The following is a 24,252-nucleotide window of genomic DNA, read 5'->3' on the forward strand; positions in this document are numbered from 1 at the left end:
CGCCGCCGACCTCGCCGAATATTGCGAGCGCGCCGCCCAGCCCTGCCCCGCCCTCGGCCTGTCGAGCGCGCAGCGGCGCTGGGGTTCCTGCGCGCATGACGGGACGATCCGGATCAACTGGCGGCTGATCATGGCGCCCGATCCGGTGCGCCGCTCGGTGGTCGCACACGAGGTTGCCCACCTCGTCCACTTCGATCACTCGCCCGCGTTCCATCATGTCCTCAAGACGATCTTCGAGGGGTCGATTCATGAGGCCAATCGATGGCTGAAGGCGCATGGCCGGTCGCTCTATGTGCCGTTTGGGTAGCGTTGGGTGCCGTTAGGGCCTACATGGGTGCCATGTTGAAGCGCAGTGGAATCTGGAAAGACGCAAACCCGACCGGGATGGTCGCGGATTTCAAGCTGGTCTGGAAGCAGGCCGGACACAACCGCTGGCGCATCGCGGCGGTGTCGGCCGCCTGCACTTTTGGCGTGTTTTATCTGATGTTTACGCAGGAAGGCAGCGCCCCGCACCCGCCGCCGAAGGTGACCTGGATCTCCGTCCTCAAGGAACACCGCACCGACGCCGAGATCGAGGCGGAGAACCTCGCCAACCAGAAGGCCAAGGAAGCCTACGCCCGCGAAATAGCGCGCCGCGACAAGGACGTACGCGATCTCTACAAGGCGATCGGCCGCTATTCCGGCATGGACGTCGACAAGATCGCCCGCGAAGCCGAGGCCGAGGAAGCCGCCAAGGCAAAGGCCGATCGCGAACGCGTCGAACAGAATCTGAAGGCAGGCGGCATCGCCAACCCCAAGCTAGCACCGGACGCCGCCCAGCAGTGAACGACAGGGGGGGGAGCGAAGACGCGCGCTGGCTCGCCGCCGCCGCGGCCCTCGCCGCGCGCGCCCGTCCGCTCAGCAGGCCGAATCCGGGCGTCGGCGCGATCATCGTGAAGGCCGGCCGCGTGATTGCGCGCGGCTGGACGCAAGCCGGCGGCCGCCCTCATGCCGAAGCGATGGCGCTCGCCGTCGCCGGAGAGGCCGCGCACGGGGGCACCATCTACGTCACCCTCGAACCCTGCGCCCACAAGTCGGAGCGCGGCCCGGCTTGCGCCGACCTCGTCTCGCAGTCCGGCCTCGCCCGCGTGGTGATCGGCTGCATGGACCCCGACCCGCGCACCTCAGGCGCCGGGATCGCCCGCATCCGCGCCGCCGGAATCGCGGCCGAATACCTGCCTTCGACGGCCTGCGAGCACAGCCTTTCCGGCTATCTCACCACCAAGCGCCTCGGTCGCCCCGAAGTAACGCTCAAGCTCGCCCTGTCGCTCGACGGCTGCATCGCGCTGGCGAGCGGCGAAAGCCAGTGGATCACCGGCGCCGAAGCCCGCGCCCACACCCACGCCATGCGCGCCCGCGCCGATGCGATTCTCGTCGGCGGCGGCACATTGCGGGCCGACACCCCCCGCCTCGACGTGCGCCTGCCGGGATTGGAGGACCGCAGCCCGCAACGCTGGGTGCTGACACGCGGGACTGCGCCCGAAGGCTGGCATACGCTGCCCTCACCCGAGGCCATCGCCGGGATGGAGGGCGTCCTGCACCTCTTCGTCGAGGGCGGCGCTCATACCGCGACGGCTTTCCTCGCGGCGGGGCTGGTCGACAGGCTGCTGATCTACCGCGCCCCTGTGCTGCTCGGCGGTAGGCCGGGCCTCGCCGACTTCGGCCTGGCCTCGCTGGCGCAGGCCCATGGCCGCTGGCGGATGATCGAGCGGCGACAGCTTGGCAGCGACACGCTCGAAGTCTACGACGCGCGAAATTCTCACGAAGGCTAGCTCATGTTCACCGGAATCGTCACTGCCGTCGGCACCATCCGCGAAGCCCGCAAGACCGGCGACCTGCGCGCCGTCATCGCCTGCCCCTTTGATCCCGCGGGCATCGCGATGGGCGCCTCGATCGCCTGCTCGGGCGTATGCCTGACCGTGGTGGACAAGGGCGGCGTAGCCGGCGACGCCTGGTTCGCGGTGGATATTTCGGCCGAATCCGTGGCCCGCACCGTCTCCGACCGCTGGCAGGAAGGCCGCCACCTGAACCTCGAGCCGGCACTGAAGCTGGGTGACGAACTGGGCGGTCACATCGTCACCGGCCACGTCGACGGCGTCGGCACCGTGGTCAGCATCGAGCCGATCGGCGATTCGCGCCGCTTCGTCATCGCCGCGCCCAGGGAACTGGCCCCTTACCTCGCCCCCAAGGGTTCGATCACCGTCGATGGCATCTCCCTCACCGTCAACGAAGTGAGCGACGAGCCGGACGGCACCTGCCACTTCGCCCTGAACATCATCCCCCACACGGCGGAAGTGACCACCATAGGCGCGATGCGCGCAGGCGACGGCGTCAATCTGGAGATCGACGTGCTGGCCCGCTATCTCCAGCGCATGCAGTCGCTGCGGAGCTGATCGGCCTGAAAGGCACGGCAGAGTCACCGCGTGTCGGTGACTCTGCGGGTTTCTCCCGATGATCCGGCGCCCTGCCCCTAGGCTGGCGGCTACGGCATCATTTGGAGACTACGGCATGCATGGAGCCGCGCCGCAAGGCGGCTTGCTTCGGACCCGGACCAAGGCGCTCTACAGCTTTGGCAACGTCGGGAACCAGTTGTTCCGCGACGCGCCGATGATCCTCCTGCTTTACTACCTGACCAGCATCGTCGGCATTCCGCCGGCGATCGCGGGCGCGGCGATCTTCGTGCCCAAGGTCATAGTCGGCGCGCTCAGCGACTTCACCGTCGGCGTCGTTTCCGACCGCAACCTCCATCGCTTCGCGCGGCGAAACTGGCTGCTGGTCGGCGCGGGGCTGGCCCCCTTCGCGATGATCGCCACGTTCTTCGTGCCCAACGCCGGGATGAGCACGCAAGTCGGCTACGTCGTCGTCGCCTTCAGCTTCTACATGGTGACCTTCGCCAGCTTCTCGGTGCCGTTCCTCGCGCATTTCTCGGAAATCAGCAGCGATCCGCAGGAGCGTACGGTGCTGATGGCATGGAAGCACGCCTGGACCGGCGCGGGACTGCTGCTCGGCTCGGCGCTGGTGCCATGGCTGATCCACGAACTCGGGGCCGATCGCGGGGCCTACGTCACCGGCGCGGCGCTGCTGGGCGGGATCACCGCGATCAGCCTCGTCACCGCCTGGAACGCGGTGCGCAAGGTGCAGGTCGTCACGCCTCTCGAGCGCGACCTGTCTCTGCGCGGCCTGCTGGCCACGCTGACCTTCCGCCCGTTCCGCGTCCTGTGCCTTTCCGCCGCCGCCATGACGGTGGCGGCAGGCACCTGCTCGGCGGCGATGGCGTTCTTCATCACCTACAACATGGGGCGGACCGACGCGTTGGTGCAGCTCGGCATCCTCGTCGCCATTGCGGGCTGCGTCGTCATGGCCGTCTCGCCGCTCTGGGTGGCGGCGGCGAAAGTGCTGGGCAAGCGCAACGCGTATCTCGTCGGCGCGCTCGGCCATGTGATCACGCTGATCGTCTGGTCCAATGCCGGCGCCGGGCCGATCTGGGTGACCTATGTGTGCTCGGGCTGCGTCGGGCTGTTCAACTCGGGCTGGGGCTTGATCGCGCTCTCGCTCCTCACCGACGCCATGGCGCAGGCGAGAGAAGAGACCGGGCGCGATACCGCCGGCTCATTCGCCGCGATCTGGTCGATCATCGAGAAGGCCGGAATCGCGCTTGGCGGCACGCTGATCGCGAGTTCGATCCTGGCGATCGGCGGCTTCGATTCAGCCGCCGCCAAGCGCGGCATCGCCCAGAGCGCCGAGGCCATCGACGCGATCCGCTACGCCTTCGGAATCGTCCCGGCCGCGCTGATGTGCATTGCCGCGCTGATCATCTGGCGCTGCGTCCCCGCACGCGGAGGCGCAGCGCTGGCGCGTTAGAGTATTTTGCAATCACATGGCGTTCCATGGTCCGGAAGAATGCGGTAAACGCCGTGACCGCTGCAGGACACGTGGACAAATCGAACGGCTGAGGTGGGTGGTTACCTGCCGATCTGGCTGCGGCGTTAGCGAGCGGAGTTAGTGCGCTCGAAGCCCCGATCCGAACCTCTGAGCTTGAGAAATCCGTCGATACCAATTGTCAGAAGAGCGAGAGCCATTGCCGCCGTGTTCCATGACGACGGAATTGACATCTCGATACTACGAAAAGCAAAAAAACCGGCAGGGGCAATAAGCATCAACGGCACCATGCGCTGTGCCAAGGAGCCACGTGGCAAGAACCTTGCAAACAGCGTTGAAGCCGCAAGACATACGAACACGCCTGTCGCCGAAATATCCGTCATAACGCAAGCGTGCCATGCGGATCGCCTCAACGCAACATGTCCGGAATGGGGCGCTTGCCGGAGGTCCGAATTGGTCCACGCAGCCTAGGACCTGATCGACTTCACCGGTATCATCGTCATCCCCGCCTTCGCGCGGATGACGAATGGCGTGTCAGTAGCTATCGTGTTGCGCCGCTGCCACGATCGCGCGATTGAGGCGGGTCTGGCGCAGGGCGGAGGGGTGCAGCACGCTGCGGTTCGGCAGCCCCCTCACCGCCAGAGCGAACTCGCGAACCTGCGTCGCGAAATAGTGCGTGATCCCGTCGTTGAAGAGCGCATCGTCATCCACCGGTGCCCGCTCGGGCATGACGACGGGCTCGTCGTCGATCCAGAGTTCATCGCCGTTCTCGACGCGCACGGTGGCGTTCTCGAAGTGCGCGACCTTGCGGTTCATCGTGCGCTTCTGGTTGTACGAAACGTGGATAGAGGCGAGCACGTCGTCAGGATAGCGCAGCAGGATCATCGCCTCGTCCTCTGCCGCCCAGTCGGGCTGGAAGCGCGCCGCCTCGACATGGATGCGCAGCGGATCGATCTCGCCGACGACGAGTTGCAGGAAATCGATCGCGTGCGGGGCGAACAGGGTAAGGACCAGTCCTTCCTCGCGCGTGCGGGTCGCCCACCAGGGTGCCTGCGGGCCGTCCCAGAACACGCACATCGAGATGCTGACCGCCCGCAGACGGCCGAACCCGGCGCGGCGGTCCTGCAGCGTACGCACCGCCTCGACATGGCGAAAGGTGTGCCCGGCAGCAAGGACCAGCCCGGTTTCGTCCGCCAGTGCAGCGATCCGCTCGGCATCGGCGACGGTTTCGGAGAACGGCTTCTCGACCAGCACGTTGCGCCCGGCGCGCAGCACCTGCTCCACCTGATCCGCGTGCAATGCGTTAGGCGTGCACAGCACCACTGCTTCGACAGCATCCAGCGCCAGCGCCTCTTCCAGCGAAGTGCAGGCGTGTTCGGCGCCATACTCTTGCGCGAACTCGGCGGCGCGGGCGGGATCGGGATCGACCACGGCGACCAGTCGGGCATGCTCCGGACTGCGGGCGATCGCCTTGAGATGCAGCGGGGCAATCCGGCCGCAGCCGACGAGGGCGATCCCGATGGGTCGATCGATTGTCATGCAGGCTCCACGTAACGTCGGTCAGGAAAGACGTGACGAGGCCCCTATCTGCCCGCGCCGTCCATCACCGCCTGGGCGGTTGATCGACAGGCGGACGATACCCGGTCAGGCCAGCGGGCCTGCCGTGAAACTCTCGCGCGTGATTTCGAAGATGACGTGCTCGACCATCATGCCGCAGCGCTCGTAGCTGCGCGAACGGCCCTCGACCAGACGGCCGCCGATATTCGCCATCGCCTTACGCGAGATGACGTTGTCCGCGCCCACCTGGAAGATGACACGCTCGAAATGCTGGAGTGCGTGCGCAAGCATCATGCGCTTGAATTCGGCGTTGTACCCGCCGCCCCAGTAGCGGCGTGCCAGGAACGTCCAGCCGATCTCGATTTCGCCGGGTTGCTCGACTTCGGGCGCTCCGTAGCGGGAGGAGCCGACGATTGCGCCGTTCTCCCGATCGAGGATCGCAAGGGCGCCGCCACCCGCCAACGCCTCGTCGAAGAAGGCGCGGAACACCGGCTCCTTCCAGCGATCGTGCGAGGGATGCACGGCCCAGATGTCGGGATCGGACGCGACTGCGAACAGCGCATCCCAATCCGCCTCGAGCAGGGGCCTGAGCGTCAGCCGGTCCCCTTCGAGAACCGGCTGACGGTTCATGATCAGGCCGTCACGGCCGCGACGGCAGCGATGAACTGGTCGATGTTGCCGTCGGTCAGGCCCGCGACGTTGATGCGGCCCGAAGCGGCGAAGTAGATGCCGTATTCCGAACGCATCGCCTGCACCTGCTCCGGAGTGAAGGGGATGATCGAGAACAGGCCGTTCTGCGAACCCACCGGAGTCAGATCGACGCCGCCGGTCTTGCCGGCCGCCTGCAGCTTGGCGCGCACGCCGCGCATGCGTTCACGCATCTCGTCGAGCTCGGCCAGCCACTGCGCGGTCAGGGCCTCGTCCTCGAGGATCACGCGAACCGCCGCGCCGCCGTGATCTGGCGGCTGCGACCAGTTGGCACGGGCCAGCGAGTGGCCGTTCGACATGACCTTGGCAAGATCGGCCGGATCGGCGACCATTGCGTAGAGCGCCCCGACGCGGTCACGATAGAGACCGAAGTTCTTGTCGCACGAATAGCAAATGAGTGCTTCCGGAACCGATGCCAGAACGCGGCGCAGGCCGTAGGCATCTTCTTCCATGCCCTGGCCGAGGCCCTGGTAGGCAAGGTCGAGTACCGGAAGAATGGTCGAAGCGGCCAGCAGTCCGGCGATCTCGTCCCATTCGGCATTGGTGTAGTCGATGCCGGTCGGGTTGTGGCAGCAGCCGTGCAACAGGATGGCATCGCCTTCCTGCGCCGTGGCGATCGCGCCGCGCAGGGCGTCCATGTCGGCGCCGGCGCCGGTCGCGTGGTTGAACTCGAGGACTTCGAGGCCGAGATCGGCGCAGATCTGATTGTGGTTCGGCCAGCTGGGCTTGCCGACTATGACGCGCTTGTAGCCCGCACGCTTCACCATCGCAAGCGCGAGGCGCAGCGAACCGGTGCCGCCGGGTGTCTGCATGCCCTCGATCCGGCCGCCCATGGTCGGGTTGGCCTTGCCGAACACGTAGGGCATCAGCTTCTCGACGAAGCCCATGTCGCCCTCGGGGCCGAGGTAGGCCTTGGAGTCCTGCTCCTCGACCAGCTTCTGCTCGGCCGCCTTGATCGCGGCGAAGACCGGCGTGTCGCCGTCGGCGGTCTTGTAGACGCCGACACCGAGGTCGATCTTGTCCGCACGCGGATCGTTGTTGTGGAGCTTGATCAGCGCAAGGAGCGCGTCAGCGGGCTGTTGCTTGAGATCGTTGAGCATGGCGGGCGGCCCTTAACCCCGCCCGCCGCTTGACGCAACCACCTAGTTGGACGGCTGCGTCGATGCGCAATATCGTTGCGTCAGAAAGGCAGCCAGCTCTGCTTTTCGGAGAACTTCATGTAGCCGATGTTGGCCCCCAGACGCAGCCCAGCGCCCGCGCGTACGGGAATCAGCACGGTGTTTCCGCGGCGCAGGTAGCTGACGGTAAAGCCGCCCACGAGATATGCCTGGCCTTCGCCCGCGCCGAACCGATGGAACAGGTCCTGGCTGTCGTAGAGGTTGTAGACCAGCACGAAAGCATTGCCGGCATTCGCGCCGGCGTCGAAGCCGATCGACGGCCCGGTCCAGTAGACCGGGCGCTCGCCTTCCACCTTGTGATGGAGCGTGCCCGAACCGTAGCGCAGGCCCACGGCAAGGGCGCCGCCTGCCTCGCGCCCGATGATATATGCGTTGGGCTCGCCCTGCTTGGCGAGCAGGTCCTTGATGATGTCCGCGAGGCCCTTGGCGCCTTTGCCGAATACACCTTCGGCTGCGCCGATCAGGTCGTCCTCGCGGTAGGTCGAACCATTGTCCTGCGTCGCGACGCCCGGTGCGGCGGGATAGGTCGGCGCGGGCGTGGGAGCAGGATAGGCGGGCTGCCCGCCATTCCAGTCGGTGGCGGGAGGCCCTTCGACAGGCGTGCCGTTACCCGGATCGGTTGCGGGCGGCACCGGCGAATAAGTCGTTCCCCGGTTGAGGTCGCCATCGATCGCAGCGTCGGGATCGATGGTGGTGACTTGCGCTAAGGCCGGCGCAACAGGCATGGCGAGCGCCATAAACGCCGCCGCCAACCCGATGACCGACCTGCGACGCGCGCCCCGGGTAGTGTGCGTGCGATCCTGCATAGAATGACCCTTCATGGCGTGATTACCTTGCGTTCTCCACGCCGATGCTGGCGCTTCCACGTCCCCCGCGCCCCATGCACGGTCAAAACTGGTGTCATCCCACAAGAATCCACCGCGCATGACCTAGCAATGAACGGGCGACGACCCGAGTCGGTTTTGCGGCGGATGGAACTTGAAACATGCGCCAAAGCGAGTGCTGAATAAATCTGCATTCTTGCACGCTTGCCCCCTTGCCGCCCCCGAATGCTCCCGTTATAGGCACCGCTCCAAGCCGCACTCGGAGACGTGGGTGAGTGGCTGAAACCAGCGGTTTGCTAATTCGCCAACCCATTTTGCCAGTTTCGCCGCAACAGCGCGGAAATCAAACATTTTCTGCCCCTTCGCCATTCGCAAACCTCTGGTTGCGTGCCGAGTTTCGTGCCACCCCATGAATCGCAGCCTGCTTTTCGTCGGGTGTCAGGTGGTCAAGGTATAGCTCCGTCGTCTTAATCGAAGCGTGCCCCATGATCTGCTGCAGTTCATAGATGCTGCACCGCTGTTTTCTAAGGCTTTCCACCGCAAACAGGTGTCGCAGATCGTGGAACCGGAAGATGCGAAACGGCAGTTCGAGTTGTGCCCTTTTGTGTGCCACTCTGCGTACCGTTGCGTAGAATTGAGCATCGACGTTCTTGAAGCGCTCTCCGGCCCCGCGCCAGAAGACGTAAGGGCTGCGAAGATACTGCGGCTGACGGTCCATGATCTCGAACGCCCGGTGCGTCAACGGCACCTCGCGCGCCCGGCGCCCCTTGGTGCGAATCAGACTGGCGGACATGCGAACGCGATCGATCTGGTCATGCGTGAGCGAGGCTATCTCCTCCTGCCGCATACCAGTCTCCCGCGCGAACTCGGCCAGGTCAACGAACCTTGAGCCAACATCGAGCACGGCGGCGATGCTGGTGTGATCCGGTAGCTCGATCGGGTCGCGCTGTTCCTTGAGGCGGCGCCGGTCGTAGCTGTGCGCCGGGTTTTCCTCGATCCAGCCTTCATCAATCGCGCTATCGAGCACGCTGGACATGGCTGTGAGGTCGCGGCGAATGGTCGCATTGGTTACGCCAAGCCGGGCACGGTCGCGGATGATCTGGCGGATCATGTCGGTATCGATGCGCTGAATGTCCTTGCCGTCGAGCCACGGACGCAACTGCCCGAGGCTGACGAGGTAGCGCGTGACGGTGCCTTCGCGCTTGCCCTGTCGCTTGATCCACGCATCCCAGGCGATGACCGCCTGCTCCCACAAGACCGCTTCCGCCGCGCCGTAATAGACGCGGTTCTCGATCTCAAGGCGCATGGCCTTCAAGCGCTTCTCCGCGACTGCGACAGAACGAGTTCGTAGGCTTTCCCGATATTCGACACCTTTGACCTTGAAACGCGCCCAGAGAATGTCTCCGCGCCGGTAGATGCCTTTCGGGAGTTTTTCGACGGGCACGGTGCATATCCTAATTTCGCGAGTAGTACGGGGTCATAGGTCCAGCGGCCGAAGACCTTTCGAGCGCCCGGTATCATGCCTGCAGCAGCTTTCTCCTGCAGGGTTCGGGGGTCAAGGCCGGTGATGTGCGCGGCCTCCTTGGTTCTGACCCGGAGCGGCACTTCCTTCACATCCCCTCTCCCTGCTCTGCGGGGTAATCGCCGGTCATGCCGCTTCCTCTCGATAGGGTCGCGCGATCTGCCCCAGGCCGTTGCGGTGAGCGTTCATCAGCGCCGCAACGCCGCGCGGCCCGGATGCCCAAAGAACCGTGCCGTTACCCGGCTGCTCACCAAGAGAACCATCAGGCGCGACGAACTTGATCTTCGGCGCCACGAACAGCATCGCATCAGCGCGGCCCCAGCATTTCTGAAACCAGCCCGCCGATGTCCGGTCTGGCGTGAGAGCCACGCCATCGCCGTGTTCAAAAAAGCGCTCCATCCAAAGCAGTTTCGCCCGGTCACCGTTTCCGAAGGGCGGGTTCATCCATACTAAGCCGGACCAGTCGGTTTCCAGGCCGCGTTCGTAGAGGAAGCGGCGAGCCGGAACGCTGGTATGCGAGTGGTCGCGCGGGTGGGCAACGTCCATGTCGAAGGTGCAGCCCAGCGCGTCGAACACATAGCGCGGGGTATACCACTCGTCGGATTTGCCGCGACGTTCATGTGTCATAGCGGTTTCGCCTCGCCGATCTGTTCGATGCGGGTCATGCTGCGCGGGCCTCCTTGATGGCATTCCCCAGAAGTTCGACGACCTGCGGCACTACGGCGTTTCCGAGTTGCTTGTTTCGGTGTACCCCTCTGGGAACCCCATGACCTGTTCCGCGGTCTCGGGCACCGGATACCGTTGGCCAAGTACAAGGCTGCACCAGTCCTGCCAGTTGTTGCGCTCGGGATTGCTCACACCACGCCGCGGTGACTGTCTTCCGCCCTTGAACGCTGTCGCATTGGGGGTAGGCCACAATCCACACTCGGTCGCGAATTTGTCGTGCACCAGCGTAGGAAGCCGGTATGCAGTGCCATTCAGCATCATACCCGAGCGCGGCCAAGTCTCCGAGAACCGTTCCAATTCCCCGTCCAAGGAGAGCTGAGACGTTTTCCACTCCGACGAGTTTGGGTCGAAGCTCGCCAACCAGTCGGGAGAACTGGGACCAGAGCCCGCTTCGTGCGCCTGCAAGACCCACGCCACCGCCTGCAAGACTAACATCTTGGCAGGGAAATCCTCCAACGATCGCATCCGGTCGAATGCCGTCTGCTCGGAGTCGGTCTGCGGTAAGTGTTCGAACATCGTCATAGATCGGAATGCCTGGATAACGGGCGCGCAGAGTGTTTTGCGCCTCCTTGTCGAACTCACAGAAGGCCACAGTTTCAGCCAGGCCAGCGCGCTCAAGCCCGAGGCTGAACCCGCCGATGCCGCTAAAAAGGTCGAGAAGTTGCAGCTTGGCCATCACCCCTCCCCCAAAACCCGCGCCACATCCCCAACGGTGGCCCACGTCTCGATCTCGGCATCCGTCACGCGGCGCCCGGTGCGATCCTCGATGTCGATCGCGACCCCCATGAGACTGACACAGTCCATGCCAAGCGCCCTCAACTCCGTCTCAGGCTCGATCGGCAGGCTGGTCATGCGCGGGAGGTTGCTGACGATGATCTCGATCAGGTCTTTGCCCTCGGCGGCGGGGGTGTGGGGCGGGGTCATGCGCCTTCGCCCTTCGCAATGCGTCCAGCGGGACGAGCCGAAGCCTCCAGGCTCTGCCTCGCGTTCATGACAAGGCGAACCCCGTTCATGTATTGCTTGGCGAGCAGCGCCCGAGCCTGCGCATCCTTGATGCTGATGCTACCAGCCCGCAGCGCTACAAGGTCGTCAGCAATGCCTTTGACGATCATGTCGAGGCTATAGCGTTCGGCGGTGTCAGTGATGCCGTCTTGCACGGGCAATCTCCATATCGATGGCGCAAAGCAGCGCATGGGCACGGTGGAAGTTCGACCATTGCTCCACGGTCGACCCAGCCAGTTTCGGTCGCGTCGGCGTGTCCATCGTGCACGCGAAGCAGATGGGTTCGCGCTGGAAATTAGGGTTCCAACTGTCCCTTTCGATTTCGGTTTCGCAGATGACGCACACGAATGATGGCAGCGGTGGAGGCGGCGGTTTGCGTGTGATCTCCAGCTTGATGCGGGGCACTTACGCACCCTCCCCCGAGGCTGCGGTTTCAATGCGGTGGGTCACTGGCCAATCTCCCGGCGGCGCGCAGCGATCTCGCCCTCGAACGTGCGAACCACGTCCTCGTCATCGACGGCAGCGCGGGTCAGGTTCACCCAATCCTGTTCCACCTTGTCGAGCGCCTTGGCGTTGCTGACGCTTTCGAGACGGACGCGCAGGGCAGCCAGGGGCGCTTCCCATGCCGGGGAATGCTCACCCATATCCTCGTCGCCTCGGCCTTCGCGCGCGGTGGGGTTATCATCCGCGAGGGTGCCGTCGTTGACCGGGATTTCCTCGGCTTCAATGCGATGCTCCAGCGCCTCCAGACGGCTGACGGGCGCAACGTGCTCCGGTTCGCCACGCACGGTCCCGCCATCGACGACGCGCGGGGTGAAGTCGGCCTGCATCGTCTCGTCGCGCTCGATCCGGTCGATAAGGTCGGTGCTCGTCGGCAGGCGCTTGAGGTAGCGACGCAGGACGGTCTTGAGGGCCATCTGGTCGTACCAGTCCACCCACGGGCCGCGATCCTTGGACCGGCTGACGTTCCGCACCTCGTCGATCTGCGCGCGGTTCATGATCTCGGGCGGCACGATCTCGCCGCCCTTGAGCTTGGCGATGGCATAGGCACCAATCACGTCGCCGCGATCGCCGAACCAGTTGGGCTCGAAAATCGGCATTTCGTCGATGCCCGGGCGGTACTGGAACTTGTCGTTGGCGCGCACGATCTGCGCATCCACCCAAGCCACCTCACCCGACTGCCGCATCATCTTGAGCAGGCCGGCCACCATCGGCATCGCCTGCACCTTCTTGACCCAGCCACCGCTTGCCCGGTCCTTCGTGTTGAAGATGACGAGCGCGGATTCGCGGCCATCGGGGAGTAAGCCATCCTGCGCCAGCTTCGTGACCGATCCGAACAGCGAGGCGCGATCGGCCTGGCGCAAGTCGGGGTTGCTGTTGATGGCGGTCATGGTGACGCGCACGAACTTCTCGGGCGTCACATGCGCCGGAAGCGCGGCCTTGAACTCGGGGGCCATCGCAGTGATGGCGTTGCGGATGGGGTCACGGGTGTCGGTCTGGTTTGCGGGCAGAGATGCCATATCAGTTCTCCAATTCCTTGATGGTCAGGCGCCGGTAAGCCTTGCGCCCTTTGATGATTTCGCCCTCTTTGGCCTCGCGATCGGCGATGGCCTTGACGAGCGTGGATCGGATGGTGAAGCCGTCCGCGAAGCCGACAGAAGCGGTCTTGAGCTTGTCGATAAGCTCGGCCTGGGCGGCATCCTTCCGGCCCTGCGCCAGCTTCACTTCCTCGGCAGCAGCGAGGTATTCAGCGGCAGCGATGGCGGCGCGGTTGTCCCCGGCAAGGTCCAGCGTCTCGTCGTCCTGATCCGCGTAGACTTCCTTGAGCGCGCCCACGTCGCGAGAATAGTCGGGCTTCGGAGGTCGGTTCTCATGGACCGACTGCCAGAATGCCTTCACTCGCCGTTCAGCCTCTGCAAACAGCTTCGGCCGGAATTCGTACTGGATACGCTCCAGCTTGTTGCCGCCGACGAGAACCAGCATGTCGAAGCCGTTGACGTAATCGAGCCCGGCGTAAGTGTTGCCCTGGAGCAAATAGTTGAGCGGCGGTTCGTCGCCCCACTTCTTGAACTCCAGCCAATCGACCATCTTGGTTTCGAGGATGATCGGGCCGCGCTGGGGGCAGGTGACAGGCCGGTCGGGGTGTCCGCCCAAGCCCTCGCCGTTGCTCAGCGGCCCGGTGTCTTCGCGATCGATGTAGCCATAGCGCTCCATGGCGGCCTCAATGATCGCGGCCTCCAGCTTCACGCCCCAGAACACGCGCTCGTTCTCCGGCGTGCCATCGGGCTTGATCGCGTTGAATTCCGGCGTTGCGATGGTGCCGCGTTTCCGGTGCCACAATTCGAACTCGGCGAGCCACGGATTGCAGCCGAACAGCGCCGACACCTCGGACCCGCCGACATGCTTTGCGCGAAAGATCGCGTCCTGATCGGGGTTGATGCTCACTTCCCCCCTCCCGTTGCCTCGGCAGCACCCGTGCCGAGGGAATGGAGGGACGCCGGGCTGGAGGAGGAACCAGCGGGTGCGGCGGTGGGGAGAGTGTTGCGTGCCCTGAGGCAAGCGGCGGTGAGAGCGAGAGGTGGAGTTGCGGCGACGGCTTGCTGGTACCAATCGTCGCCGGCCTCTAGCAGACCATCCAGCCCCTCGATCCATTTGGTCTTGGGGCCAACAAGCATCCACCTTGTTCGGCCCTGAATGCTCATGTCTGTTGAATACGACCGCCAGCCATCCGGTACCAGCATCATCGCGGCGTCGATATGTGCGCCAACCTGAACGAAGTTTCTGACGGCGCACATTCGCTTCGACCATTCAGACCATTCCACCGAAAACGAGGGAGTGGCTCGTGGTTGATAATTGCTAGGCGGCTCGGGAAACATGGCGTCATGAGCCGCAAGGATGGCCGAGGCCTCCCCCAAGCGGGTCGCAGCCTCACAGCGCGCGGCCAGTTCAAGCAAATCGCTCACATCGAATTCCCTTGATATACCTGCCACCAAGCCGCCGCGCCCATCACGAACACGGTGGCGATAATGGCGGCGTGAAGACCGTAGAGGGCGGGGTGGCGGGTCATATGTGGCAGTCCACAATGGTGATGAACTGGTCGCTGCTGGCAGAAAGCAGCTTGTCGAACTCGCTGGTCCATTCGTCCTCGGACATCGCGTCCGATACGCAGGCCCACCATCCCATGCGGCCCTTCTGGAACCACTGCCCATCCTTGACGACCGCGAAGGTTCTCAGCGGATGGCCAGCGTTTGCCATAGCTTCCAGATCGACATCGGAGACGCGGGCCCGATCGGCTGTTCCTGCCTCTGCCGCAGAGGCGCACCAAGCCCTATGACCGAGGTCTCCGGTGGCGCCCTGCTTGAGCGTCAGAAGGCCAGTCCAGCGCCCGCCTACCGTCCACCAGTCCCACTTCTTGTTCGGATTGGTACGCCGGATGCAGCGGCCATCTTCGAGCACCTCTGCGCTCGACCAGTCAGGCACGAAATCCTCGAAAGTCTGTCCTTCATCGGCGTACTTTTCGAAGTCGGCCCGCATTTCGTCGGTGACATCGACATCAACGACATATTCATCATCGATGCCGGTGCACTCATATTCGTGCCAAGGCTGGAGAATTGCAGTAAGCTGCTCATCAGACGGCTTCTCAGCGGTAAAAACCGCGACAGTGAAATGGCTCACATCAACCTCCAAAAATCAGAACAGCAGCGACAGCCGCAAAGACCGGGCCGCAGAAGACGATGGCGAGCCACACCAGGCCGCGATCGATAGGACCCCACAGAGCGTCGTCCTCAAGCAGCGGGCGGATCTTGCCGTGGACTTGGAACGAACGCGCGCTGGGCATGCTGGGCTTGCCGGAGTGGTAGGTCATGATGGCAATCCTTGCAGACGCAGGCGCACAGCCATCCCGACCTTCTCCGGCGCACTCATGTGACCGGCAGCCTGATTGCATTGCGCGTGGGCGAGATAGAGATTGCTGATGTGGTTCGGGCCACCGTGGGCAATCGCGACAAGGTGCTCGACCGTCACGTCACCATCGAGCGGCGCGCCGCAGAAGAAACAGCAGTCGCCATCGCGGGACAGGAGCGCACCGACAGTGCTGCGATCCTTGCGGCGGCCCTTGACGGAAACCGGGGCAAGCGAACCTTTGCGGGCCTCCATGTGTTCGCGCGCCGCCAGCGCCTCGGCGTTCCAAGTCTCGCCGCGCTTGCCGCGATATACGACGCCAACGCCGTAAGACGTGCGGAAGCGCAAGACCTCGTATGGATTGGTCGGCGCGAGGATTTCGGCTCCGAGGGCCTGCAGCTTTTCGCCAAGGTCGGCGGTGCCCATCACACCCCTCCTTCCGCCGGGGCGGTGGGGATGGTGTACAGAGCGCGGTATTCGTAACCGGGCTGCCGGTCGAAATGCCCCGTCGCTTCCTGCCTTGAGCAAGGCTCCCACTGGTACTGTCTGCCGGGAGGATCACCAGCCAAGGCGTATTTCTTGCGACGCTGCCACGCGTCAGGGTTGCCCTGCCAGCCTGCGGGTGCGGGGGTGGCGCGGGGGAAGTGGCGGCGTAATGCCGTGAGCGCGACAGTTCGACCCATGACGCCATGGCTAGCCAACGCGCGCTGCACATCGTCCAGAGCCGCGATAATCTTGTCGTCATGCGCTTCATCTTCGAATGTCATGACTTTTCTCCCCAGCCCTGGCGAAATCCCGTCAGGACTTGGCCAACCGCTTCAATCGGTCCGATGATGGCTCCGAAGATGATGGCGACGGCGATCATGAATGGCAGGACGGCAACAATGCTTAACCGGTGAAGCAGAAGCACCCCGCTATCCTGCGCGCCGCCGGTCATGCGATGCGCTCCGTGCGTCCGCCATGGCGATAGACTTCCCCTGCGTCGGTGAAACTGATGGGGTCGTCGCGATGGACGTTCAGAATGCGGCGCAACGCCGTCTCTGCTCCTTTGCGATCCGCGTCTGTCCGGTCCCGCTCATCCTCCAGGCGCTGTTGCCATTCCCGTTCGATCTGAGCCACGCGGTCGCCGGAGCTAGGACGATGGATAGCCAAGCTCTCGTTCTCGGCAGAACCAGCAAGGCTTTCGCCAATCCCGCGGCGCTGCTCTGGCGTCATTTGTTCGACCAAGTGCCAGCACCCGGCTTGATCCATCGCGATTTCGAACGACTCTTGATAATAGTCGGCGTCGCTCACAGCGCGCTCCTCTCGGCCGGAGTGTGCCAGCGGTGCATCCGCTCACCGTCCGAGTTGAGCCGGTAGCCCTCTTCGTCGATGCCAAGCTCGGTGCGGTACTGGTCCAGTTCGGCCTCAGTCTCGACGCTGGGAAAGACGAACGACAGGCGCTCAAGGAACTCGACCGCAGACCAGTTCGACTGCGCGCCGGGGGTGCCTTCGATCTTGGCGCCCTGCAGGTGTCCGACGTAATCCTTGAGGGCGTCGAGCAGCTTCATCGCTTCAAGCTGGTGCAGCAGGTTTGCTGCCTCCCGCTTCGCCTGCGGGGTCTGCGCCGGGGTGATGGGCTGGAGGAGCATCAGGCTTCTCCACGCGCTTTGGCGAGGGCGGCGCGGGCTGCACTGATCCTCTTGCTAACGTATTCCCATTCCGGGTTGCCGCTGGCATTGCTCTCAGCAGTCGCGAGGATTCCTTCAAGCCCAGTCAGCGCGCCATAAAGCTCCGGCGCGGCGGCGATCAGGCGGGCGTGGTCGCTATCCTGAAAGCAGGTAGCAACAATGTCACCCGTGTCGCCGTCATCGGCGGGCGCGTGATGGATGTTGTCGTAACCCTGGCTGTCAGTAATGACATGCCACGGGCCGCTAAACTTTGTGGTGGTGGACATTTCTTCCTCCATTCCCCGGCGTCGCTGTGGCGGTGCGGGGTGTGGAGGTGTTTAATCACAAATTGTGATGTGCGGTCAAGCGGTCATTTTCACAATCTGTGATTTTTATTTTTGGCCGTACGAATCGCCGTGCTAAGCATGACGACGGTCGAGCATGTAGGAAAGCCTTTGCCCGCTTCTGGAGATAACGATGGTTGAATTTCTAGCCTGCTGCCTCGGGATATCCCTGCTGGCAAATCTGGTATCGACCTATCTGGTCACGCGCGTCCTCAGCGACCTCTTGGTCTTGGGAGCGCTTCTTAGGCAAATCGTCACAGACAAATCGGCCGGCCAGACTGATGAAGCTACGACGAGGTAGTGCTCGCCACCTTTGAGAATGCGACCTTCTCTGGTGGTGTGGCTGGCCGTGATTGATCCGCCATCGTCGTACTGCATGTGTTGCTTTATAAACTCAGCGCTCTTGGGGGCTATCAGCTTAATTTCGCTGATTTGCCAGATAGACGCGCTGGGGCCCGAGAGCACAATCTTAGCCCCGTTATGAATTTCATTTTGAATATAAGGAAGTTCGGTTTGCGCTTTGTGCCGCGTGATCCGGAAATTCCAGACGCCAAGGATTGCACTGAGCAAGGTTGTGAGCGCCGCCCATAGACCCAGAGCCATAGTCAGATTCGAGCCGATGGCGGTTACCTTACCCGTCAGTCCCGGTGCGAACGATCGCCTGAGCCAAGCTCACAAGCTGCTTGCGCTCTTTATCGTTGGCATTGATCCAAATTTCGACAATGTCGGTGGGCAGATCAAAGGGGTTATGCTCGAGAATGAAGCCAGGCTGCGTTTCAAGCGCCGGGGCCAGCTTGCGGAGCCACTTGGCTGACAGCCCTCTTTCCCCGCTTTCGAGGTAGCCGATCATGTTCTGATTGGTGCCGACCTTTGCGGCCAATTCGGCCTGCGTGAGCTTGCGAAACTCCCGCCACGCTTGAAGGTAGTTCGGTCCACCGTTCTTGTCTGCGTCATCAGCCATCTTGTGATTATCGCAGATTGTGAAATCAGATGCGCCGCACAGATTGTGATGTTTTGCGCTTGCCTTTGAAATCACAATCTGTGATGTATCCGTTATGGATAAGCCATCACCCCGAGCGCTGCGCGAAGCCACTGGCATAAGTCAGTCGTACGCCAGCATGATCGCGAACGAGAAGCGCGATCCGCCGCGCTCCCTCGCCATCCACATCTTCCGACGCACTGGATGGAAGCCTGCTGTCATCTCTGGCCTCACCGACGCGCAGATCGACGTGCTGGAGCAGGTCGAGCCGTGGACGCCCCGGCAGGACGCGGCGGCATGAAGACGTTCCTCATCTTCATCACCACGTGGCTCGTGTTGACCGGAGTTCGCCTGTTCTGGGGAACGGCGATCGAGTTCTTCATCGAGTGCACCGCCTTCGCTTTCGGCGTGGGGTTCCTGCTCGGAGCGGGGATGTGCGAGCGACATCATGCGGCCGCCACAGCACGCCAAGGCCGCGCCGCATGACCTTCACCCTCACCCTTCGCGCGATCTGCGCGACCGCCTGGCGCACCCACCACGCCCATCACTGCGCCACCGTGCGCGAGGCCGTGAATGATAATGGGTGGACGGGAGGGGTGGCGTGAATCCGTACCTCATCACCGGCCCGGCGCTCATCTCGTTCTCGGGCGGCCGCACCTCGGCCTACATGCTCAAGCAGATCATCGACGCGCACGGCGGTACGCTGCCGGATGACGTGCATGTCTGTTTCGCCAACACCGGCAAGGAGCGCGAGGAAACTCTGACGTTCGTCAACGAGTGCGCCCAGCGCTGGGGCGTGAAGGTCCACTGGCTGGAATTCCGCACCCGCAAGACAAGCCTCCCGATCGAGGAGCGCTTTGCCGAAGTGACCTTTGAGACGGCTTCCCGGGCTGGCGAACCGTTTGAGACGCTGATCCGCGACAAGAAATACACGCCCAACGCCGTCATGCGCTGGTGCACCGCCGAACTCAAGGTTCGCGTGATGAAGTGGTTCATGCAGTCGCTTGGCTACAAGAACTGGACCAACGTCATCGGCCTGCGCCACGATGAAGGCCATCGCGTCGCGAAATCCCGCAAACCGAACAAGGAAGCGTGGACCAACGCGCTGCCCATGGACGACGCCAAGGCCACGCAGCGCGACGTGTTCCGCTTCTGGTTCGGCGCGCTCTCGATCGGCGATGTCGTCAATCTGATCCGCAAGCTGGGCGCAGCCGCCGTTGCTCACCTTCTCCCGCAGGGCTTCGATCTGGGCATCTTCGGGTTCGAAGGCAACTGCGACGGCTGCATGCTCAAGGCCCGCGCCAAACTGTGGGAAATCGAGCGCACCAAGCCGGGCACGCTGCAATGGTGGTCCGACATGGAGGTGATCGGCAATGGCCAGTTCGTCACCGAATACAGCTATGCCGAACTGATTTCTGACGTTCAGCGCCAGCCCGACATGTTCGCTGGGCTCCTTTCTGACGATACCGTCGAGATGGACGCCGAGTGCGGCACGTGGTGTCAGGAAGCCGCCTGAATGCGCCCGATCACCCTTTCCCCCGCCGCACCTTCGCGGTCGCACGCTGGCGATCGTCCCAACGACGACGCCAGCAACCCTTCCCCGCTGGCCAACCCCGCCAGCAGCCTGCCCGAGAGCGTGTCCGCTCCCAACTGTGAGGCGCTCTCGGGCTTTTTGTTCAATCCAGTTCATGACCGCGAGGTATCTCACCCGTGACCCGACAATCTACGCCGCAGCGCAGCATTTTTTCCGCTTCGAAGGTGCTTGAAGCCATCGCGGAGGAACTGACGATCATCAAGAACGAGGATGGTCTGACCGACGCCGACATCGGGCGTGTCCTCGGCAAGAGCGAGGACCAGGCGGCCAAGTACCGCACTGCCACCGCTGAAATGGGCGTGGTCGCCTATGCTTCCGCCAAGCGGGAGTGGAATGGCCGCTTTACCGGCGCGCTTGATCGCCTCTGCGTGAACAGTCGCCCCGGCGGCGCTGCGATGCACGATCGCAAGGCGCAGTCTGCAGTTCTGGAAGCTGCACTCGCGCTCTCTCAGGCGCTTGAGGACGATGACGCCATCAGCCCCGAGGAAGTGCGCGACAGCCGCGCCACTCTGGAGCGCGCCCGCGCTGCGATCGACGCGCAGCTGGCTAAGCTGGTGAGGGCTGCGTGATGGGCCCCTTCAACTGCGGACATGACCGCACACCAGAGAACTCGCGGGGCACCGGCCGCTACAAGCGCTGCCGCCAGTGCGAGAAGGACTATCACCAGTCTCTCGGATTCCTATGCAAGTGCGGCACCGCTGTGAGCCGGGGGTGCAAGACGGGCATGTGCAGGAAGTGCCGCGACTCCAATAACCCCACCTGCGCATGTGGACGCACTATGTCGCCCAGCAGCAAGACGGGCATGTGCAAAATTTGTGGTGAAAAGGCCCGATCGAAAACTTCGGAATGCACCGCCTGCAAAAAGGCGATCGCGCCGAACAAAAGCGGTTTCTGCGCAAATTGCATCGCGATCAACCCAGAACACCAGGCAAAAAGAGCCGCAGGGTATCGTCGCCGCCTTGCCCATGATCCCGAACTGGTCAAGCAGCTTGGCGACCGCCTGCGCGCATTCACATCAACTCCTGAGCATGCCGAGCGCAGCCGGGCACTGATCACTGCGAACCGTATTTGGGAAAAGTCTATAATCTCAGCCGGAAGTGAACGGGCGGTGCGCACCGGGAAAGGTGTCTCAGCCACTCGCCTGGCATGGTGCCCCCCTCATCTGCGCCCCGCGTATCGCGGCCTCATGCGCAAAGGCGGCATCCGCGCCGAGGAAGCGCGCCGCCTGATACTCGACCAGAACGCCGTCGATCTGGCCCGCTGGCGCGTGAAGCATGGAATAATCGTGACCGGCAAGGAACTGCCGCCGCTTGCCAGTGTCTCGCAACACATCGCGCCCGCCCGCCGGGTTCTGGAACGCGCCGCCCAGGTCTTCTCCGTCACGGTCGAGGAGATCAAGAGCGCCGATCGCGCGCAGAAATTCCTTCGCCCCCGCGCCGCTGTTGCGCACGTGCTGCATGGCCATGGCTGGACCAGCCCGCGCATCGCCCGGTTTCTCGGCAAGGAAGACCACACCACTGCGCTCAACTGGCTAAAGCGGGCTGAACAGCTTCTCACCAACGAAGAGTTCGACTGCGCCGTTGAGGAGCTTGAGGAGGCTTGGTCCTTCCAGCTTCCGGAGGCGATGGCGGCATGAACGCGGTCACCCTCGACAAGATCATAGCGGTTGTGCCCGCCGCTCCGGTCAGCCTTGATCGGCTTGAGCAGGTTGTGACTGTCGCCGAAAAGCGCGCCCGTCGCGCTCGCTCCAAGCTGTCAGACGCCCGCGCCGAGAACATCGCGGCCATGATCGACCTTTGCCACGCCAAGGCCGCGCGCACCGCGTTCATTGCTGCGCAGACCGACGATCAGATGAGGATGTTCTGATGGTCGCTCGCAACAAGTTCGGCGCACGCAAGTCGCCGTGCACCCATGGTCACACCCACGCCAGTGCCAAGGAAGCGCGGCGCTGCAACGATCTGCATCTACTGCAGCGCGCCGGGGAGATCGTCGGCCTTGAAGTCGAGCCCGTCTTTACCTTCGCCATTGAAGGCAAGCCGGTGACGCACCTCAACGGGCGGCGCGCGATATACACGCCGGACTTCGCCTACATCGAGCGCGGCCAAAAGGTCTGCGAGGACGTGAAGGGCGGAAAGGCCACGAACACAGAAGCATCCACCCTGCGCCTCGCGTTTGCGCGCGCCATGTGGCCCGCCATTGATTGGAGGACTGTATGAATTCCGCCGCCCGCGCGAAGGCGCCCAAGGTTGATGAAGCGGCCGTCACCGAGGCTTGGGAAACCTACACCGCGCTGATGCGCGAAGAGGTCGCGCTAACGAAAAAGCGGATGGCCGCGTATGAGCGCTTCAAATCCCTCTATCTTGATTGGACTGCCGCATGAGCGCGGTCGTCAACGTCGAGGCCGAAGCCGAACTGCTCGGCAGCCTCATGGCTGGCCATGCGACGGTTGATCAGATTGCTGATCTCGTCCGATCGACCGATTTCTCAGAGCCGCTTCACGCGCGAATGTACGAAACCGTGATTGACCAGGCCAGCAAGGGCAAGCCGGTATCGCCGGTCGCAATCAAAGGCTTCGTTGAAGGTGACGAGACGCTTGAGAAGCTGGGCGGTAATTCTTACCTCGCCCGCCTCACCAGCGCCGCCTATGGCCTTTCGAGCGCCGACAACGCCAAGCTGATAGCTGAACTCGCCCAGCGCCGCCGTATGGCCGATGGACTGCGCCACGCAGCGGCTTCGTGCGAGGATCTGAACCTCACCACTGCCGAGATCGTTGCGGAAGCGGACGCGGCCATATCGGTCAAGGGCAGCGATCTGGTGCACCAGCCCACCGGGTCAGAGTGCATGGACGAGCTGTTCGCATCGTACCTCGACGGTAATCGCGGCGTGACCTGCGGCAAGATCCCCGCACTGGACAAAGTGCTTGGGCCGTCCAAGCCGAAACAGATCATTATCGGCGCCGGGCGCCCCGGCATGGGTAAGACCGCCGTTGCCCTCTCCTATGGTCTTGGGGCTGCTGAAAACGGCCATGGCGTCCTGTTTGTGTCGCTGGAAATGTCGAGCACGGAACTCGCCGCCCGCATGGCGGCTGACCTTTGCTTTGGCCGCGACGAATGCGACGCGGTGCCGTACCCCCACATTCGCGACGGCGACCTCACATATAAGGAGCGCCAGGCGCTGAACGGCGCACGGGACTTTATCGGGTCGCTGCCATTTGCCGTAGTGGATGCCGGAAGCCTGACGACCGGCCGCCTCAACATGCTGATCCGTCGCCATGCTCGCCGCATGGAAGCAGCCGGCCACAAGCTGGAACTGGTAATCGTCGATTACCTGCAGCTCCTCAGTCCCGACACCAAAGGGCGCTCCAACTATGAGGCCGTGTCCGAGGTATCGAAGTCACTCAAGGCGATGGCCAAGGATAACGGCGTTGCGATATTCGCGCTCGCCCAGCTTTCGCGAGAGGTGGAGCGCCGACCTGGAGCGCGACCGCAGCTATCAGACCTGCGCGACAGCGGACAGATCGAGCAGGACGCCGATACCGTGCTCTTCCTCGTGCGCGACGAATACTATCTGCGCAAGGCTGAGCCCGCCGAGAACGATCCCAAGCGCTTTGAGTGGGAGCAGGCGATGGAGACGGCCAAGGGGCAGATCGAGTTCATCGTGGCCAAGCGCCGCAATGGCGAAGAGGGAATCGCCCATGGGCAGTTCCATGGCTTCTATCAGGCGGTGCGCGGATGAGCGGCCTCACGGTAGAACAGATGCAGTTCCTTGCCGACAAGGGGATGAGCCTTGCCGATGCAATTGAGTTCGCGCGCATGTTCGATAAGCCGCGCTCCGCCAATGCTGAGCGTCAAGCGCGTTATCGTCGCCGTCGCAAAGGTGATGATGAAGGTAACGTAACGCGTAACGTAACGGATAACGCCGACAGTAACGTAACGCCCTCCCTTTCCCCCGCCCCCTCTTCCTTCCCCCAGACCCCCAACCAACACCCCCACCCCCATACCCACCCGGATAATACACCCGCGCGTAAGGGCCGAGGTTCGAAACTCCAGCCTCCTGCCAAGCCGGATGGCGTGAAAGACCAGACTTGGGCGGATTTCCTCGACCTGAGAGCCCGGAAGCGCGCCGATGTGACTGCCACCGCAGTCGATGGCCTGCGTCGTGAGGCCGGCAAGGCTGGGTGGACGCTGGAGGAAGCGCTGACCGAGACGGTTACGCAGGGATGGCAGGGATTCCGGGCCGATTGGGTCAAGGAGCGCGGCCTTTCGCCGCCCGGTCGATCCTCGCCGCAGCCTGTCAGCCACCTCGAACACTTCCTCGCCAAGCAATCCGGAGCCCAACGATGACCACCCAC

The 24,252-nt window shown here is 63.5% G+C and carries 40 protein-coding genes; 17 read left to right on the forward strand and 23 right to left on the reverse strand.

What is annotated here, in order from left to right:
* The 5 genes from LH128_RS00005 to LH128_RS00025 all read left to right on the forward strand — a co-directional run.
* A partial coding sequence (locus LH128_RS00005; RefSeq protein ID WP_008827500.1) for a M48 family metallopeptidase occupies positions 1–307 on the forward strand: 307 nt, incomplete at its 5' end.
* 77 nt (positions 308–384) lie between these two features.
* Positions 385–825, forward strand: coding sequence for a hypothetical protein (locus tag LH128_RS00010; RefSeq protein ID WP_008827501.1), 441 nt, complete (start codon positions 385–387; stop codon positions 823–825).
* The gene (ribD, locus tag LH128_RS00015) at positions 822–1,811 is read left to right on the forward strand and encodes a bifunctional diaminohydroxyphosphoribosylaminopyrimidine deaminase/5-amino-6-(5-phosphoribosylamino)uracil reductase RibD (RefSeq protein WP_008827502.1); all 990 of its coding nucleotides are present in this window, start codon (positions 822–824) and stop codon (positions 1,809–1,811) included. The genes LH128_RS00010 and ribD overlap by 4 nt, the downstream gene beginning before the upstream one ends.
* 3 nt (positions 1,812–1,814) lie before the next feature.
* Positions 1,815–2,432, forward strand: coding sequence for a riboflavin synthase (locus LH128_RS00020; protein ID WP_008827503.1), 618 nt, complete (start codon positions 1,815–1,817; stop codon positions 2,430–2,432).
* Positions 2,433–2,547: 115 nt separating this feature from the next.
* Positions 2,548–3,900: an MFS transporter gene (locus tag LH128_RS00025; RefSeq protein WP_008827504.1), complete on the forward strand. Its 1,353-nt coding sequence runs from the start codon at positions 2,548–2,550 to the stop codon at positions 3,898–3,900.
* A gap of 125 nt (positions 3,901–4,025) precedes the next feature.
* On the opposite strand, the gene LH128_RS32870 is transcribed toward LH128_RS00025, so the two are convergent.
* The 23 genes from LH128_RS32870 to LH128_RS31065 all read right to left on the reverse strand — a co-directional run bounded on the left by LH128_RS32870 (position 4,026) and on the right by LH128_RS31065 (position 18,421).
* Positions 4,026–4,301, reverse strand: a complete 276-nt coding sequence (locus LH128_RS32870) for a hypothetical protein (RefSeq protein ID WP_172704837.1) — start codon at positions 4,299–4,301, stop codon at positions 4,026–4,028.
* A 151-nt stretch (positions 4,302–4,452) separates the two neighbouring features.
* Positions 4,453–5,457, reverse strand: a complete 1,005-nt coding sequence (locus LH128_RS00030; protein WP_008827505.1) for a Gfo/Idh/MocA family protein — start codon at positions 5,455–5,457, stop codon at positions 4,453–4,455.
* Between the two features lie 105 nt (positions 5,458–5,562).
* Complete coding sequence (locus tag LH128_RS00035; protein ID WP_008827506.1) at positions 5,563–6,105, reverse strand: GNAT family N-acetyltransferase; 543 nt, start codon at positions 6,103–6,105, stop codon at positions 5,563–5,565.
* 2 nt (positions 6,106–6,107) lie between these two features.
* Positions 6,108–7,283 carry an amino acid aminotransferase gene (locus LH128_RS00040; RefSeq protein ID WP_008827507.1) on the reverse strand — a complete coding sequence of 392 codons (1,176 nt, stop codon included), beginning with the start codon at positions 7,281–7,283 and terminating at the stop codon, positions 6,108–6,110.
* Between the two features lie 80 nt (positions 7,284–7,363).
* On the reverse strand, positions 7,364–8,167 hold the full coding sequence (locus LH128_RS00045) for a DUF1134 domain-containing protein (RefSeq protein WP_037516676.1): 804 nt from the start codon (positions 8,165–8,167) through the stop codon (positions 7,364–7,366).
* A 361-nt stretch (positions 8,168–8,528) separates the two neighbouring features.
* Positions 8,529–9,629 (reverse strand): tyrosine-type recombinase/integrase, encoded by a 1,101-nt coding sequence (locus tag LH128_RS00050; RefSeq protein ID WP_008827509.1) that lies wholly within the window; start codon positions 9,627–9,629, stop codon positions 8,529–8,531.
* Positions 9,630–9,833: 204 nt separating this feature from the next.
* On the reverse strand, positions 9,834–10,397 hold the full coding sequence (locus LH128_RS00055) for a DNA N-6-adenine-methyltransferase (RefSeq protein WP_327194997.1): 564 nt from the start codon (positions 10,395–10,397) through the stop codon (positions 9,834–9,836).
* On the reverse strand, positions 10,369–11,109 hold the full coding sequence (locus LH128_RS00060) for a DNA cytosine methyltransferase (protein WP_008827511.1): 741 nt from the start codon (positions 11,107–11,109) through the stop codon (positions 10,369–10,371). The genes LH128_RS00055 and LH128_RS00060 overlap by 29 nt, the downstream gene beginning before the upstream one ends.
* Positions 11,109–11,357, reverse strand: a complete 249-nt coding sequence (locus tag LH128_RS00065) for an acyl carrier protein (RefSeq protein ID WP_008827512.1) — start codon at positions 11,355–11,357, stop codon at positions 11,109–11,111. Before LH128_RS00065 ends, LH128_RS00060 begins: the two co-directional genes overlap by 1 nt.
* Positions 11,354–11,590: a hypothetical protein gene (locus LH128_RS00070; protein WP_008827513.1), complete on the reverse strand. Its 237-nt coding sequence runs from the start codon at positions 11,588–11,590 to the stop codon at positions 11,354–11,356. Before LH128_RS00070 ends, LH128_RS00065 begins: the two co-directional genes overlap by 4 nt.
* Complete coding sequence (locus tag LH128_RS32875; protein WP_172704838.1) at positions 11,571–11,840, reverse strand: hypothetical protein; 270 nt, start codon at positions 11,838–11,840, stop codon at positions 11,571–11,573. Before LH128_RS32875 ends, LH128_RS00070 begins: the two co-directional genes overlap by 20 nt.
* Positions 11,841–11,881: 41 nt before the next feature.
* On the reverse strand, positions 11,882–12,955 hold the full coding sequence (locus LH128_RS31060; protein ID WP_008827514.1) for a recombinase RecT: 1,074 nt from the start codon (positions 12,953–12,955) through the stop codon (positions 11,882–11,884).
* Position 12,956: 1 nt separating this feature from the next.
* Entirely contained in the window at positions 12,957–13,880 is a 924-nt protein-coding gene (locus LH128_RS00080) for a YqaJ viral recombinase family protein (RefSeq protein ID WP_008827515.1), read from the reverse strand.
* Entirely contained in the window at positions 13,877–14,398 is a 522-nt protein-coding gene (locus tag LH128_RS34215; protein ID WP_008827516.1) for a hypothetical protein, read from the reverse strand. Before LH128_RS34215 ends, LH128_RS00080 begins: the two co-directional genes overlap by 4 nt.
* 100 nt (positions 14,399–14,498) lie before the next feature.
* A complete protein-coding gene (locus LH128_RS00090; RefSeq protein ID WP_008827517.1) occupies positions 14,499–15,110 on the reverse strand; it encodes a hypothetical protein in 612 nt (203 codons plus the stop codon).
* A gap of 1 nt (position 15,111) precedes the next feature.
* A complete protein-coding gene (locus LH128_RS00095; protein ID WP_008827518.1) occupies positions 15,112–15,300 on the reverse strand; it encodes a hypothetical protein in 189 nt (62 codons plus the stop codon).
* Positions 15,297–15,761, reverse strand: a complete 465-nt coding sequence (locus LH128_RS00100; RefSeq protein WP_008827519.1) for an HNH endonuclease — start codon at positions 15,759–15,761, stop codon at positions 15,297–15,299. Before LH128_RS00100 ends, LH128_RS00095 begins: the two co-directional genes overlap by 4 nt.
* A complete protein-coding gene (locus LH128_RS00105; RefSeq protein ID WP_008827520.1) occupies positions 15,761–16,102 on the reverse strand; it encodes a hypothetical protein in 342 nt (113 codons plus the stop codon). Before LH128_RS00105 ends, LH128_RS00100 begins: the two co-directional genes overlap by 1 nt.
* Positions 16,099–16,272, reverse strand: a complete 174-nt coding sequence (locus tag LH128_RS32880; protein WP_172704840.1) for a hypothetical protein — start codon at positions 16,270–16,272, stop codon at positions 16,099–16,101. Before LH128_RS32880 ends, LH128_RS00105 begins: the two co-directional genes overlap by 4 nt.
* Complete coding sequence (locus tag LH128_RS00110) at positions 16,269–16,628, reverse strand: hypothetical protein (RefSeq protein ID WP_008827521.1); 360 nt, start codon at positions 16,626–16,628, stop codon at positions 16,269–16,271. The genes LH128_RS32880 and LH128_RS00110 overlap by 4 nt, the downstream gene beginning before the upstream one ends.
* Positions 16,625–16,966 (reverse strand): hypothetical protein, encoded by a 342-nt coding sequence (locus LH128_RS00115; protein WP_008827522.1) that lies wholly within the window; start codon positions 16,964–16,966, stop codon positions 16,625–16,627. The genes LH128_RS00110 and LH128_RS00115 overlap by 4 nt, the downstream gene beginning before the upstream one ends.
* Positions 16,966–17,271, reverse strand: a complete 306-nt coding sequence (locus tag LH128_RS00120) for a hypothetical protein (RefSeq protein WP_008827523.1) — start codon at positions 17,269–17,271, stop codon at positions 16,966–16,968. The genes LH128_RS00115 and LH128_RS00120 overlap by 1 nt, the downstream gene beginning before the upstream one ends.
* Positions 17,272–17,959: 688 nt before the next feature.
* Complete coding sequence (locus tag LH128_RS31065) at positions 17,960–18,421, reverse strand: helix-turn-helix domain-containing protein (protein WP_172704841.1); 462 nt, start codon at positions 18,419–18,421, stop codon at positions 17,960–17,962.
* A 25-nt stretch (positions 18,422–18,446) separates the two neighbouring features.
* On the opposite strand from LH128_RS31065, the gene LH128_RS32885 reads away from it, so the two are divergent.
* The 12 genes from LH128_RS32885 (at position 18,447) to LH128_RS32900 (ending at position 24,244) form a co-directional block, all read left to right on the forward strand.
* Complete coding sequence (locus LH128_RS32885; protein WP_172704842.1) at positions 18,447–18,608, forward strand: hypothetical protein; 162 nt, start codon at positions 18,447–18,449, stop codon at positions 18,606–18,608.
* The gene (locus LH128_RS00140; RefSeq protein WP_008827526.1) at positions 18,605–18,793 is read left to right on the forward strand and encodes a hypothetical protein; all 189 of its coding nucleotides are present in this window, start codon (positions 18,605–18,607) and stop codon (positions 18,791–18,793) included. Before LH128_RS32885 ends, LH128_RS00140 begins: the two co-directional genes overlap by 4 nt.
* On the forward strand, positions 18,790–18,912 hold the full coding sequence (locus tag LH128_RS34220; protein ID WP_327194998.1) for a hypothetical protein: 123 nt from the start codon (positions 18,790–18,792) through the stop codon (positions 18,910–18,912). Before LH128_RS00140 ends, LH128_RS34220 begins: the two co-directional genes overlap by 4 nt.
* A complete protein-coding gene (locus LH128_RS00145) occupies positions 18,909–19,823 on the forward strand; it encodes a phosphoadenosine phosphosulfate reductase domain-containing protein (RefSeq protein WP_008827527.1) in 915 nt (304 codons plus the stop codon). The genes LH128_RS34220 and LH128_RS00145 overlap by 4 nt, the downstream gene beginning before the upstream one ends.
* A complete protein-coding gene (locus LH128_RS32890) occupies positions 19,824–20,021 on the forward strand; it encodes a hypothetical protein (protein ID WP_008827528.1) in 198 nt (65 codons plus the stop codon).
* Positions 20,018–20,470, forward strand: coding sequence for a hypothetical protein (locus LH128_RS00150; RefSeq protein ID WP_008827529.1), 453 nt, complete (start codon positions 20,018–20,020; stop codon positions 20,468–20,470). The genes LH128_RS32890 and LH128_RS00150 overlap by 4 nt, the downstream gene beginning before the upstream one ends.
* Positions 20,471–20,679: 209 nt before the next feature.
* On the forward strand, positions 20,680–21,537 hold the full coding sequence (locus LH128_RS31660) for a helix-turn-helix domain-containing protein (protein ID WP_172704843.1): 858 nt from the start codon (positions 20,680–20,682) through the stop codon (positions 21,535–21,537).
* Positions 21,534–21,767 (forward strand): hypothetical protein, encoded by a 234-nt coding sequence (locus LH128_RS00165; RefSeq protein ID WP_008827532.1) that lies wholly within the window; start codon positions 21,534–21,536, stop codon positions 21,765–21,767. Before LH128_RS31660 ends, LH128_RS00165 begins: the two co-directional genes overlap by 4 nt.
* A complete protein-coding gene (locus LH128_RS00170) occupies positions 21,767–22,117 on the forward strand; it encodes a DUF1064 domain-containing protein (RefSeq protein WP_008827533.1) in 351 nt (116 codons plus the stop codon). Before LH128_RS00165 ends, LH128_RS00170 begins: the two co-directional genes overlap by 1 nt.
* The gene (locus LH128_RS32895; protein ID WP_172704844.1) at positions 22,114–22,281 is read left to right on the forward strand and encodes a hypothetical protein; all 168 of its coding nucleotides are present in this window, start codon (positions 22,114–22,116) and stop codon (positions 22,279–22,281) included. The genes LH128_RS00170 and LH128_RS32895 overlap by 4 nt, the downstream gene beginning before the upstream one ends.
* Positions 22,278–23,636 (forward strand): replicative DNA helicase, encoded by a 1,359-nt coding sequence (locus tag LH128_RS00175; protein ID WP_008827534.1) that lies wholly within the window; start codon positions 22,278–22,280, stop codon positions 23,634–23,636. Before LH128_RS32895 ends, LH128_RS00175 begins: the two co-directional genes overlap by 4 nt.
* Positions 23,633–24,244, forward strand: a complete 612-nt coding sequence (locus LH128_RS32900) for a hypothetical protein (protein WP_172704845.1) — start codon at positions 23,633–23,635, stop codon at positions 24,242–24,244. The genes LH128_RS00175 and LH128_RS32900 overlap by 4 nt, the downstream gene beginning before the upstream one ends.
* The last annotated feature ends 8 nt before the right edge of the window (positions 24,245–24,252 follow it).

Origin of the sequence: Sphingomonas sp. LH128 (assembly GCF_000293195.2) — a bacterium.
In the GTDB taxonomy this organism is placed as follows: domain Bacteria; phylum Pseudomonadota; class Alphaproteobacteria; order Sphingomonadales; family Sphingomonadaceae; genus Novosphingobium; species Novosphingobium resinovorum_A.